Here is a 15,399-nt window from a genome sequence, read left to right as displayed (position 1 = left end):
GTTGCCGGATGGCAGTATCGAATACCTCGGCCGCAACGACTTTCAGGTCAAGATCCGCGGCTTCCGTATTGAGCTGGGGGAAATTGAAGCGCGTCTGGTCCAGTGTACTGGCGTGCGGGAAGCGGTTGTTATCGCCCGCGAAGATACTGCCGGTGATATTCGTTTAGTAGCTTATCTCCGCGTCCAGTCCGGGGTTGAACTGGTGCCGGCTGATCTGCGTCAGGAGCTGGCACAGCATTTGGCTGAGTATATGCTGCCCGGCGCCTTTGTCATGATTGACACTTTCCCGCTTACCGCTAACGGCAAACTCGACCGCAAGGCCCTGCCTGCCCCTGACCAGTTGGCTATGGTGTCGCGTGGCTATGAACCGCCACAGGGGGAGGTTGAAACTCTGTTGGTGCAGATTTGGCAAGACCTGCTGGGGCTGGAACGTGTCGGCCGTCATGACCATTTCTTTGAGCTAGGCGGTCATTCGCTGCTGGTCGTCAGGGTGATCGAACGGCTGCGCCATGTTGGCTGGGAGCTGGATGTCCGCACAGTATTCACCACACCGATTCTGGCTGATCTGGCTCAGGCTATTCAGACATATCAGGGGGAAGCGGCCTTTATTGTACCTCCCAACCGGATTACTGATGGTTGCACGGTAATTACCCCTGAGATGCTGCCTCTGGTAACACTGTCACAATCGGAAATTGACATCATTAGTAACGAGGTTATTGGTGGGGTTGCAAATGTGCAGGATATTTATCCGCTTGCCCCGTTGCAGGAAGGTATCCTGTTCCATCACCGACTTGATCCGTATAACGATCCATACGTTATTTCGTCGCTGTTATGTATCGATAACCAGGCAAACCTTGAAGCCTTCACAACCGCATTACAAGCGGTCATCGACCGGCACGATATCCTGCGCACCACTATCCATTGGGCCGGGTTATCCCAACCAGTTCAGGTCGTGCACCGACACGCCCCATTATCTGTTCATCGCCTGACATTGGAGGAGAGCAGTGACGTGGTTGCCAGTCTGCAAGCACATATGACATTGTCCCATTCGCACATGGATTTATCCCATGCGCCACTGATACGTTTACAGACTGCGGCTGATCCACGTTCATCCAGGCTGTATGTCTTGCTTCAGTTCCACCATATCATCAACGATAACCTCTCATTACGGCATTTTCTGGCAGAATCGGTTGCTTTCCTAACAGGAAAAAGCGCCGATTTACCCTCATCGGTTCCTTACCGGAACTTTGTTGCTTATACACGTCAGAAAGACAACATTCAGGCAGCGGAAACCTTTTTCCGGGAATATCTGGCAGATCTCGATGAGGTGACGGCGCCCTTTGGCCTGATTAACGTTCAGGAAGGGGGTGAAAATACGACAGAAACACACCAAATCCTTAATGCCGAATTATCACGCACCCTCCGTGAAACGGCCAGCAAGCTAGGCACAAGTTCTGCGGCGTTGTTTCATGCGAGTTGGGCACTGGTCGTTGCACGAACCAGTGGCCGTGACGATGTCGTATTCGGGACCACCTTGTCAGGCCGTATGTCAGGCTTTGAGGGCAGTGCAAGCGCGCTGGGCATGTTCATCAATACCCTGCCTGTGAGGCTGAAACTGAATGGGATCAGTGTTGAGGAACTTGTCAGAAAAGCGAATGACACCTGTGCCAATTTACTGCGTTATGAGCAGACCCCATTGTCTCTTGTGCAACGCTATAGCGGGTTCGGCAATATGCCGTTGTTCAGTTCCTTGTTAAATTGCCAACACATGAGAGACAAAGACACTAGTGCGCTTAATCTGGAGCGGTTTGGCGTGACAAGTCTGTCTAGCTACGGGCGCACCAATTACCCGGTGGGGATCTCGATCGATGACGATGGTGACTCTTTTGTATTATCCACCCAAACTGTCAACACGGTCGATCCGGCCAGAGTGAATGCCTATATGGTCAGGACACTGGAACAATTGGTCTCGATATTGGCGGACAAACCGGGTACTTCTGCCCTGGAAGTGGATGTGCTGCCCGTCTCAGAGCGCCAGCAATTGCTGGCAGGCTTTAATGCCACTGAACGGAACTTCCCACAAGAGGCTCTTATCCACCAACTGTTCGAACAACAGGCAGAACGTACCCCTGATGCCACGGCTGTAGTGTTTGAAGAGCGTACCCTCAGCTACGCTGAACTGAACCAGCGTGCTAATCAGCTAGCGCACCATTTGCTTGCGCTGGGCGTCAAACCTGATGACCGTGTCGCCATTTGTGTTGAACGCAGCCCGGAGATGGTAGTGGGATTATTGGCGACTCTCAAGGCGGGTGCCGCCTATGTGCCACTCGATCCAACTTATCCACTCGAACGTCTGGCTTATATGCTGGATGATGCGACGCCAGTGGTACTGCTTACCCAGACTTCACTGATTGAAAGACTAGGCAGTAGCCTGCCTATCGTGCTGCTTGATGCCCCGGCCTTCGACAATGACACAGAAAGTAATCCGGATACCCAAGCGCTGGGGCTGACTTCGCATCATTTGGCCTATGTCATCTACACCTCCGGCTCTACCGGTCAACCCAAAGGAGTCATGGTTGAACACGGAGGGTTCAGAAATTACCTACAGTGGGCTCTCAGTCATTATGCAACTGCCGGACAGATAGACAGCATCGTGTCATCACCTTTTGCCTTTGATGCCACAGTCACCAGTATTTATCTGCCTCTGATTTGTGGGGGCAAAATGCACCTGATCCGTGAAGGTCAGGAACTTATTGAGTTGGTACCTGCACTGTTATCCATACCGATGGAACCGACTACTCTGGTTAAGATTACCCCTACTCATCTTGCTGCAATTGGTCAGGAATTACAGGCTGCAAAACAGACTTGTCCTGCACGTTGTTTCGTCGTTGGTGGGGAAGCGCTATCTCAATCAATCGTAGCACTTTGGCATGAACTATCGCCTGACTCACGCATTATCAATGAGTATGGCCCAACCGAAACGGTAGTGGGTTGCATTGCGTTTGATACTCATGATCAGGATGTTAATAATCAGAATAGTACCGTCGAAAACATGCCTATCGGACAACCGATCGCCAATACCCAGATTTATATTCTGGATGCACAGGGCCAGCCGGTTCCTCTTGGTGTGATCGGTGAGATTTACATTGGCGGCGCTGGCGTGGCCCGTGGTTACCTCAACCGTCAGGAACTTACGACAGAGCGCTTTATTTCCGATCCATTCTCAGCAGATTCAGGTGCCCGTCTGTACCGGACCGGTGACCTCGGTCGCTGGCGATCTGATGGCAATATTGAATATCTCGGTCGCAACGATTTCCAGGTCAAACTGCGCGGTTTCCGTATTGAACTGGGTGAAATTGAAGCGCGTCTGGTTCAGTGCCCAGAAATAGATGAGGCTGTTGTTATCGCTCGTGAAGACATTCCGGGTGACAAACGTCTGGTGGCCTATGTTCGGCCTCATTCCGGTATTGAATTAGTACCGGCTGAATTGCGCCAGCAACTGGCACAATACTTAGCCGAGTATATGCTGCCCAGTGCCTTTGTCACGCTGGATACGTTCCCACAGACCCCTAACGGTAAACTCGACCGTAAAGCGCTACCCGCCCCTGAACAGTCTGCGGTGGCAATGCGTGGGTATCAGGCACCAGAAGGAGAGCTGGAAACAACATTGGCACAGATTTGGCAAGATCTGCTGGGACTGGAGCGTGTCGGCCGACACGATCATTTCTTTGAACTCGGCGGTCATTCACTGATGGCGGTCAGCCTGATTGAACGGCTACGTAATTTAGGCCAGACACTTGATGTCCGCAGTATCTTCACCGCGCCAATGCTCTCTGAAATGGCTCTGGCTATCCAGTCTCTCCAAGAGACACAAACCTTCATTGTTCCACCTAATCGTATTACCAAAGATTGCGCTGTTCTCACTCCCGATCTATTGCCATTGGTGACCCTGTCCCAGACCGAGATTGATACCATTGTCGATACCGTACCCGGCGGAATATCCAATGTGCAGGATATCTATCCACTCGCTCCGTTACAGGAGGGGATTTTGTTCCACCATCGGTTACAGGAGCAAGGGGACATCTATCTGTTAAACAATCTGGTGGCCTTTGATAGCCGTGCACGTCTCGATGCCTTCCTTGAAGCGTTACAGCAAGTAATTGATCGCCATGATATCCTGCGTACCGCCATCTGTTGGCAGGGTCTGACTCAGCCCGTACAGGTAGTCTGGCGTCAAGCTCCGTTGCCAGTGAACACCTTTGTGCCAGCTTCAGAGGACAATGTCTTAGCCCAGTTACAGGCTCATATCGATCCGCGACTGCGCCGACTTAATCTTAACCAGGCACCATTGCTTACTGCCGATATAGTCCATGATTCGAACAGTCACGAGTGGTTGTTGGCACTGAGCTTCCATCATCTGATCGGCGATCATATGACATTGACGCTTATCATCGACGAAATTCGTATGCTGTTACAAGGACGGGCAGAGGAACTGCCTGGTTCACCGCTGTACCGCAACTTTATCGCACAGATCCTGAGCGTGCCGAACTCCGTGCATGAAGATTACTTCCGTGCCCGACTCGCCGATATTGATGCACCAACAGCGCCTTTTGGTCTGCTTAATGTGCAGGGCAACGGTGAAAATAGTGTAGCCGAAGTTCGTGTATCTCTGGATACCACACTGGCACAAGCGATCCGTAGCCAAGCCCGTCGTTTGGGGATCAGTCCGGGCGTGTTGTTCCATGTTGCCTGGGCACAGGTATTAGCGCAGACCAGCGATCGTGATGATGTGGTCTTCGGTTCTGTATTGCTGGGCCGCCTACAAGGCTCTGCCAGTGCTGATCGGGTAATGGGGATGTTTATCAATACCCTGCCAGTACGGATATCTCTTGCTGAACACAGCGTGTTGGAAGTGGTGCAGAACACCTATCGTGACCTGACAACACTGCTGGAGCATGAGCAGGCCCCGCTGGCATTAGCCCAACGTTGCAGTGGTGTGACACCACCGATGCCATTGTTCAGCGCCCTGCTTAATTATCGCCATAGCCAGCCGGGTGTGGATGATACAGTCTGGGATGGTATGCGCATGTTAATGGCAGAAGAGCGTAATAACTATCCGCTGACTTTCTCGGTGGATGATTTGGGGGAAGGTTTTAATTTAGTGGCCCAAGCTATTACAGGTATCGACGCCACCCGATTGGTGAACTACTTAGCTACAGCTATCAGCGGTCTGGTTGAAGCACTGGCAACTGAACCCCAGCGACCAATTTTGAGTCTACCAATCTTGCCTGCTACTGAACGCCAGCAGCTATTGGTGGACTTCAATGCCACCGAGGCTGACTTCCCAAGAGAGTCCCTGCTCCATGAGTTATTTGAACAACAAGCAGCACGCACGTCGGACGCTACTGCCGTAGTCTTTGAAGGGCAATCCCTAAGCTATGGTGAGCTCAACCGACGTGCCAACCAGTTGGCCCATTATTTGATCACACTCGGTGTGCAACCGGACGATCGGATAGCCATCTGCGTTGAGCGCAGTGTGGGAATGATAGTGGGGTTACTGGGTATCCTCAAGGCAGGTGCAGCTTATGTACCGCTTGATCCGGCCTATCCAGCCGAACGACTGGCGTATATGCTTGATGATGCCTCTCCTGTGGCATTGCTGACCCAGACTACCCTGATGGAAACACTGGACAGCAATTTGCCCACCGTATTGCTTGATGCACCTCTATACAGTGCTTGTGCAGAAAACAGTGCTTGTACAGAAAGTAATCCTGATGCTCAGACATTAGGTTTGGCCCCCCATAATCTGGCCTATGTGATTTACACTTCAGGTTCAACGGGGCAACCAAAAGGAGTTATGGTTGAGCACGGTAATGTTGTGAATTTCCTGTGTGCGATGAGCAAGGAACCCGGTATTACGGAAGAGGATATTTTACTGAGTGTAACCTCTCTCTCCTTCGACATTTCCATTTTGGAGCTATTCCTGCCGTTATTGACAGGAGCACGTATCGTACTGGCGACTCAAGCGCAGGCAGCAGATGCACAACAATTGGCCGCCTTGATTATTCGTCATAATGTCTCACTCATGCAGGCAACTCCCTCAACGTGGCGTATGTTGTTGCAACTACCGGATTTCACACTGCCAGCTAAGTTTAAAGTGTTGTGCGGTGGGGAAGCGTTGCCGGAAACACTGGCAACGCAGTTGCTGCAACAGGTTCCTGCGCTCTGGAATTTATATGGACCAACGGAAACGACAGTTTGGTCCACGTTAAACAACCTGACCCGAATGTCGTCTTCCATCGGTCAGCCTATTGCCAATACCCGGATCTATATTCTGGATAAACAAGGTCAACCAGCCCCTCTCGGTGTTGCCGGTGAGATCTATATTAGTGGTGCTGGTGTTGCTCGCGGTTATCTGAACCGTCCAGCTCTGACAGCAGAACGTTTCATGCCTGATCCATTCTCATCAGTCACGGGTTCTCGAATGTATAAAACCGGCGATCTCGGTCGCTGGTTACCAGATGGCAGCATTGAATATCTGGGCCGCAATGACTTTCAAGTCAAACTGCGCGGTTTCCGCATTGAACTTGGCGAGATCGAAGCACGTCTTTCACAGTGCACAGGGGTACGCGAAGCGGTTGTTATCGCTCGTGAAGATAGCCCGGACGATACCCGCCTTGTGGCTTATCTCCTCCCTCAGCCTGACGCTGAACTCGTGCCAACTGAACTGCGCCAACAACTCGCCCAGCATTTAGCAGAATATATGCTGCCCAGTGCCTTTGTGACGCTGGAAACTTTCCCGCTGACGCCTAATGGCAAGCTTAATCGTAAGGCGCTGCCTGCCCCTGAGCAGTCAGCCGTGTCAGTACGCGGTTATGAGGCACCTGTTGGAGAAGTGGAGCGCACTCTGGCTCAGATTTGGCAAGAACTGTTGGGATTGGAGCGTGTCGGACGTTATGACCATTTCTTTGAGATAGGCGGTCATTCGCTCATTGCTGTGCAATTAATAACGCATATACAAACTGAATTTTTAATAGACATACCCATCGTCTCAATTTTCCAATCCCCAAAATTATCAGAATTAGCAGAAGTCATTCTTTCTGCGCAAATGAGTTCTGCATGGGGAAATGGTGTTGAATCAATAAAAAGTGACCTCGATTCAATGTCGATAGAAGAGTTAATGGCGATTTTAGATGGAGATACTGATCAATGACCAAAAATAACATGAATATCGAGATGCTCAAGCGGGCCGTTTTAGAGAAAAAGCTTAAAGAGCAGTTAAAAAAACACGGAGATCGCCAATTGCATTTACCGATAAGGGAAGTGGATCGCCATAGACCTTTACCGTTGTCCTTTGCTCAACAACGGCTGTGGTTCCTCGGACAGTTCGATTCTGCTGCCAGTCTTGCCTACCATATACCTGTGGCCCTGCGGCTTTCAGGTAAACTGAACCCGCAGGCACTCACCTCGGCACTTGATAGCCTTGTCGCCCGCCAAGAGAGTCTGCGCACTCACTTTACGTTGGTTGATGGTCAGCCCTGTCAGCAGATCGCTCCCGCAGACATTGGTTTTTCACTCACCTGTTTGGATCTGCGTTCTCTAAGCGAAACCGCTCGCACCGATCGTGTTGCCGAACTTGCCGAATATGAGGCGCGTGCGCCTTTTGATTTCACTCAAGGTCCACTAATTCGTGGTCAATTGTTGCAACTTGCCGATGAGGAGCATGTGCTGTTGCTGACCCAGCACCATATTATCTCCGACGGTTGGTCCATCGGTATCATGGTTCGTGAACTCACCACGCTCTATCACGCTGCTCTCAATGGTCACAATGCCTTGTTACCTCCGTTGCCTATTCAATACGCCGACTATGCCGACTGGCAACGCAGAGAGTTGCAGGGAGACAACCTTACCAAACAGCGTGATTTCTGGTGCAACCAACTTCAGGGAGCACCGGCCTTACTTGAATTACCCACTGATCGGCCACGCCCGTCGGTACAAAGTTATGTCGGCAGTCAAGTACCTATCCACCTGAGCACTGATATACTCGCCTCCCTCAAGGCGCTGAGTCAAAGACAGGATACGACCCTGTTTATGACTTTGCTTACTGCCTGGGCTGTCGTTCTTGCTCGCCTCAGTGGTCAGGACGATATCGTCATTGGTACTCCCGTTGCCAATCGTACACGCAGAGAATTGGAAGGTTTGATTGGCTTTTTCGCCAATACCTTGGCCTTGCGTGTCCAACCCAGCCAATGCAATACCCTATCTGAATTGCTTAGACAGGTTCGTGAACGGACGATTGCAGCTTATGCGCATCAGGATCTGCCTTTCGAGCAGGTGGTGGAAGCATTACAACCTGCTCGCAGTCTGAGTTACAACCCCATCTTCCAGGTCATGTTGGCGCTGAACAACGTCCCAGAGAAGGAAATGAAGCTGCCTGATCTGGAGGTTTCACTCATTGAGCAACCACAACGCAGTGCCCAATTTGACCTGTCACTGTCACTTGTCGAAACCACTTCTGGCTTGGTTGGGAAACTGGAATATGCGACTGACTTGTTCGATCAGGATACCGTCATTCGTATAGCGGGTTACCTTGAGAACGTACTGACAGCAATGATTGCAGATGTGAAGCAGGCTATTTCGTCGTTGCCGATGATGTCCGCGACGGAATGCCGACAGGTACTGGTGAATTTTAATGCGCCGCAGACCGACTTTCCACAGGAAGCCTTGATCCATGAATTGTTTGAACAACAGGTTGCACTGACGCCTGACGCCATTGCCGTGGTGTTTGAAGGGAAGAGCCTCAGCTACGGTGAACTGAACCGCCGCGCCAATCAACTGGCTCACCATTTGCTTGCCATGGGTGTCCAACCTAATGATCGCGTCGCTATCTGCGTTGAGCGCAGTCTGGAAATGATTGTCGGCCTACTGGGTATTCTCAAAACTGGTGCAGCTTATCTGCCGCTCGATCCGGCTTATCCGGCTGAACGGCTGACCTATATGCTTAACGATGCCGCTCCTGTGGCCTTGCTAACCCAGACTACCCAAGTGGAAATCTTAGGCAGCCAACTGCCCACTGTGGTGCTTGATGCCAATTCCTCATCCGTCTTTGACAAAGAACTGGATAGCAACCCAGACTGCCGCGCACAGGGGGTGACTTCTCGCCATTTGGCCTATGTTATCTACACCTCCGGTTCCACTGGTCAGCCCAAAGGGGTCATGGTTGAACACGCAAATGTCATTCGCCTGTTAGCCGCAACACAAAACGATTTCCGGTTTGACCGCAATGATGTCTGGACCTTGTTCCACTCATTTGCTTTTGATTTCTCGGTGTGGGAGATATGGGGCGCTCTGTCTTACGGTGGCAAGCTGGTTATTGTTCCGGCGGCCTGTGCGCGCTCACCACAGGAATTCTATGCGCTGTTGTGCCATGAGAGTGTGACCGTGCTGAACCAGACACCCAGCGCTTTCCGCCAGCTTATCTCTGCTCAGGATGATACGGTACATTCCCTGCGCTGCATTATCTTCGGTGGTGAAGCGCTGGAATTGCCGATGCTGGCGCACTGGATTGCTAATAACCCACTTCCGCAGACCCGTCTGGTGAATATGTACGGCATCACCGAAATCACCGTCCATGCTACCTATCGGGAACTGACCGAGGAGGATATTACCGAAGGACGTGGCAGCCTGATTGGCCAGCCATTACCCGATCTGCGCGCTTACCTCCTCGATCATCACGCTCAGCCAGTCCCGATTGGCGTAACGGGTGAGCTGTATATCGGTGGGGCTGGTGTTGCCCGTGGTTATCTTAACCGCCCTGAACTCACTGCGGAACGCTTTATAGTTGACCCGTTCTCTAATACGCCTGATGCACGATTGTATAAAACGGGTGACCTTGGTCGCTGGTTGCCGGATGGCAGTATCGAATACCTCGGTCGCAATGACTTTCAGGTCAAGCTGCGTGGCTTCCGCATTGAACTGGGGGAAATTGAGGCGCGTCTGGTTCAATGTGCAGGCGTGCGGGAAGCGGTTGTTATCGCCCGTGAAGACATTCCGGGTGATACCCGTCTGGTGGCCTATCTACGCCCCCAGCCCGGTGTTGAACTGGTGCCAGTCGAACTGCGTCAGCAACTTGCTCCACATCTGGCCGAGTATATGCTTCCCAGTGCCTTTGTGATGCTGGAGATTTTCCCGCTTACTCCTAACGGCAAGCTTGACCGTAAAGCATTGCCGGCCCCTGACCGTTCGTCAGTAGTCACACGTGACTATGTGGCACCGATAGGAGAGCGGGAAACAACACTGGTGCAAATTTGGCAAGACCTGTTAGGGTTGGAACGCGTTAGTCGTCATGACCATTTCTTCGAACTCGGCGGTCACTCACTGCTGGTTGTCAGTGTGATCGAGCGACTGCGCCACGTTGGCTGGGAGCTGGACGTCCGCACGGTATTCACTGCACCCGTTCTGGCCGATCTGGCTCAGGCTATGCAGACGTATCAAGGAGAGCCAGCCTTCATTGTGCCGCCTAACCGTATTCCTGAAGGCTGCACGGCATTGACTCCCGACATGCTGCCATTGGTAGCGCTGTCACAGACCGAAATTGACACCATCATCAATGCAGTTCCTGGCGGAGTCGCCAATGTGCAGGATATTTATCCGCTTGCCCCATTGCAGGAAGGTATCCTGTTCCACCATCTGCTGGAACCGGCCAAAGATCCATACATTATTTCGTCACTATTAAGTATTGAAAATCAGACAGACCTTGAAGTCTTTACAGCGGCATTACAAGCAGTCATCGACCGGCATGATATCCTGCGCACCGCTATTCACTGGAATGAACTGTCTCAACCCGTTCAGGTCGTGCATCGGCACGCCCCCTTGTCTGTTCATTACCTGACAGTTGAGGATGGCAGTGACGTGGTTGCCAGTCTGCAAGCGCGTATGACGTTGTCACATTCGTCCATGGATTTATCCCAGGCGCCATTGATACATTTACAAATCGCGGCTGACCCAGGCTCATCCAAGTTATATGTATTGCTTCAATTCCATCACATCATTGACGATAACCTCTCATTGCGGAACTTTCTCACAGAAACGGCCGCTTTTTTAACGGGGAAAGGGGGCGATTTACCGCCATCGGTTCCTTACCGGAACTTTGTTGCTTATACACGCCAGAAAGACAACATTCAGGCAGCGGAAACCTTTTTCCGGGAATATCTGGCGGACTTTGATGAAGTGACAGCACCTTTTGGCCTGATTAATGTTCAGGAAGGGGGCGAGCATATTACAGAAGCCCGTCAGTGCCTTACTGCCACATTCTCACGTACGATCCGTGAAACAGCCCGCAGGCTGGGCACCAGCCCCGCGGCTTTGTTCCATGCTGGCTGGGCACTGGTTGTCGCCCGTACCAGCGGCTGTGACGATGTCGTATTCGGAACCACCTTGTCAGGCCGTATGTCGGGCATGGCAGGGAGTCCGAGCGCACTGGGAATGTTCATCAATACCCTGCCTGTCAGACTGAAACTGAATGGGATCAGTGTTGAGGAACTTGTCAGAACAGCGAATGACACATGTGCCAATTTACTGCGTTATGAACAGACCCCATTGTCTCTTGTGCAGCGCTATAGTGGGTTCGGTAATATGCCGTTGTTCAGTTCTCTGTTAAATTGCCGGCATATGAGTGACATAAACGCCGACTCGCCTAATTTGGAGCAATTTGGTGTGACAAGTCTGGGTGGACGCGAACGCACTAACTATCCGGTGGGGATTTCGATTGACGATGATGGTGACTCTTTTGTGTTATCAGCCCAAACCATTAACACTGTCGATCCGGTCAGGGTGAATGCCTATTTGGTCAGCGCGCTGGAACAATTGATATTGTTATTAGCCGACACACCAAATACTCCAGTCCTGAGTGTGGATATCCTGCCCGCCTCAGAACGTCAGCAGTTACTGGTGGGTTTTAATGCCACTGAGAAGAACGCCCCACAGACAGCTCTCATTCATGAATTGTTCGAGCAACAAGCGGCCTGTACCCCTGACGCTACGGCTGTGGTGTTTGAAAAGCGCACCCTCAGCTACGTTGAACTAAACCATCGTGCCAACCAGTTGGCGCACCATTTGCTTGCGCTGGGCGTCCAACCTGATGACCGAGTCGCTATTTGTGTTGAACGTAGCCCGGAAATGATAGTGGGATTACTGGGTATCCTCAAAGCCGGTGCGGCCTATGTGCCGCTCGATCCCGCCTATCCGGCCGAACGGCTGACCTATATGCTGGATGATGCGACGCCAGTGGTATTGCTTACCCAGACTTCACTGGTTCAAACACTGAGTGGCGACAGGCCTACCGTGCTGCTTGATGCTCCGGTCTTCGATGCCTGCGCAACAAGTAATCCTGATGCCCGTGCTCTGGGACTGGCTTCACACCATCTGGCGTATGTTATCTACACCTCTGGCTCCACCGGTCAGCCTAAAGGGGTGATGGTTGAACATCGTGGTCTGTACAATCTGATTCAGGCACAGATTGAAGCATTCCATATCACAACTAACACCCGACTATTGCAATTTGCTTCTTTCAGTTTTGATGCCTGCATCTCCGAAATTGCGACCACACTGTGTCAAGGTGCCTGCCTTGTTCTGGCATCTCGTGAAGCTCTGTTACCTGGTGAGTCTCTGATTAATACACTGAAAACTCAGGCGATCACTCATGTAACCCTGCCACCCGTTGCAGCCAGTACCTTAAGGCCTGATGCTGAACTGCCTGACCTGACCATCCTGGTTCTGGCCGGTGAAATTTGTCCACCATCGTTGGTTAAGCGCTGGGCAACAGGACGGCGCATCATCAATGCTTATGGACCGACGGAAGGTACTGTCTGTGCAACCTTCTACCCGTGCGATGCCCAAGATGAGAGAGTGCCACCGATAGGCCGGCCTATCGCCAATACGCAAATTTATATTCTGGATACCCAAGGTCAGCCAGTACCTCTCGGCGTGGCTGGAGAGATTCATATCGGTGGTGTTGGTGTCGCCCGTGGTTATCTGAACCGTCCAGAACTGACGGCGGAGCGATTTATTCCTGATCCATTCTCAGCCGTGTCAGGGGCTCGTCTGTATAAAACGGGTGACATCGGCCGCTGGCTACCGGATGGCAACATTGAATATCTCGGCCGTAACGACTTTCAGGTCAAACTGCGCGGTTTCCGTATCGAACTGGGTGAAATCGAAGCGCGCCTCACGCAGTGCCCGGGGGTACGTGAAGCCATTGTTATAGCTCGTGAGGATACGCCTGACGATAAGCGCTTAGTGGCCTATATGTTGGCTCAACCTGATATTGAGCTGGTGCCAGCCGAATTGCGTCAACAACTTGCCCAACATCTGGCCGAATATATGTTGCCTGGTGCTTTTGTGACACTGGAAACTTTCCCGCTTACCCCTAACGGTAAACTCGATCGTAAGGCATTGCCTGCACCAGAGAAGTCTGCCGTAGCAACACGAGGCTATGAGGCTCCTAAGGGAGAGCTGGAAATTGCACTAGCACAAATTTGGCAAGACCTGTTGGGACTGGAGCGCATTGGCCGTTATGACCATTTCTTCGAGCTTGGCGGTCATTCATTGATGGTTGTCAGCCTGATTGAACGACTGCGTCGACAGGGACAGGCACTTGATGCCCGTGCTGTCTTCTCAGCGCCGATTCTCTCCGATATGGCGCAGATTATTCAGACATATCAGGGTGAATCTGTCTTTACTGTGCCACCTAACCGTATTCCTGAAGGGTGTACTGAACTTACTCCTGATCTACTGCCATTGGTGGCACTGTCTCAAACAGAAATCGACACTATCGTTAAAACTGTGGCAGGCGGAGTCGCTAATGTGCAGGATATTTATCCTCTTTCACCACTACAAGAAGGTATTTTGTTCCATCATCGGCTACAAGAACAAGGTGATTCTTATCTGTTAAACAGTCTGATTGCCTTTGATAGCCGTGAACGTCTCGACGCTTTCCTTGATGCCCTGCAACAAATCATTGACCGTCACGATATCCTACGCACGGCTGTCTGCTGGCAAGGACTGGCGCAGCCCGTACAGGTAGTCTGGCGTCAAGCACCGATGTCGGTAACTAATTTTGTACCGGCTTCCACAGATAATGTGCAGGCTCAATTACAGGCACACACTGATCCACGCCACCGTCGGCTCGATCTGAGTCAGGCACCATTGCTTACCGCCGATATTGCCCACGATCCGGTTAATAATGATGAATGGCTATTGGCCTTGGGTTTCCACCATCTGGTTGGTGATCATATGACCTTAGAGCTTATCATCAATGAGATTTCCCTGTTATTACAGGGGCAAACAGACGCTCTGCCAGCGCCATTGCCTTATCGTAACTTTATTGCCCAGAACCTGAGCGTACCCGTGTCGGTACATGAGGATTACTTCCGTGCCCAACTTGCCGATGTCGATGCACCAACCGCCCCATTCGGGCTGCTTAATGCGCAAAGTGACGGTGGGGATATCACAGAAGCCCGTTTACCTCTGGATCACACTCTGGCACAAGCGATCCGTGATCAGGCCCGCCATCTGGGAATTAGCCCTGGTGTGCTGTTTCATGTCGCCTGGGCTCAAGTGTTGGCACAGACCAGTGGCCGTGATGATGTGGTTTTCGGTTCCGTACTGCTGGGTCGCCTACACGGTACGGCCGGAGCTGATCGGGTCATGGGGATGTTTATCAATACCCTGCCAGTACGGGTATCTCTTGCCAATCGCAGTGTGCTGGAAGTGGTACAATCCACTTTCCGTGACCTGACGATACTACTGGAGCATGAACAAGCTCCCCTGACGCTAGCGCAACGCTGTAGTGGAGTGACTCCACCATTACCGTTATTCAGTACGCTGTTCAATTATCGTCATAGCCAGCCAAATTCGGCCAATATAGATTGGAACGGTATTCGCCTACTGACCGCTGAGGAGCGTACCAACTATCCACTCACTCTCTCGGTAGATGATTTAGGGGAAGGCTTCAACTTAGTCGCTCAAACCATTACAGGGATCGAGCCTGTACGGATAGCAAACTATTTGGCTACCGCCCTCAGCAGCCTGATTAAAGCGCTGGTAACTGAACCCCAGCGCTCTATTCTGAGTCTGCCAGTGCTGCCTTCTGCTGAACGTCAACAACTGTTGGTGGATTTCAATGCGACGCAGGCGGATTTCCCACAAGAAACATTGATCCACGAGCTGTTTGAGCAACAAGTGGAACGCACGCCTGAGACCACCGCGGTGGAATTTGAAGGGCAATCCCTCAGCTACCGCGAACTCAACCGCCGTGCCAACCAACTGGCCCATCATCTGCTGGCGCTGGGTGTCCAGCCTGATGACAGGGTAGCTATCTGTACCGAACGCAGTCTGGAA

2 protein-coding genes are annotated in these 15,399 nt (G+C 51.8%); both read left to right on the top strand.

Features of this window, described 5'->3' with window-relative positions; translation table 11 throughout:
- On the top strand, positions 1-7,213 hold a 7,213-nt coding region (locus Xind_RS18670), incomplete at its 5' end, for a non-ribosomal peptide synthetase (RefSeq protein ID WP_187650806.1).
- Positions 7,210-15,399: non-ribosomal peptide synthetase (locus Xind_RS18665; protein ID WP_187650805.1), on the top strand; the 8,190-nt coding region annotated here is incomplete at its 3' end. The genes Xind_RS18670 and Xind_RS18665, both read left to right, overlap by 4 nt.

This window comes from Xenorhabdus indica, from assembly GCF_014467235.1.
Lineage (GTDB): Bacteria > Pseudomonadota > Gammaproteobacteria > Enterobacterales > Enterobacteriaceae > Xenorhabdus > Xenorhabdus indica.
Note: the sequence above shows the minus strand (reverse complement) of the source record. Positions and strands in the feature narration are given on the sequence as shown.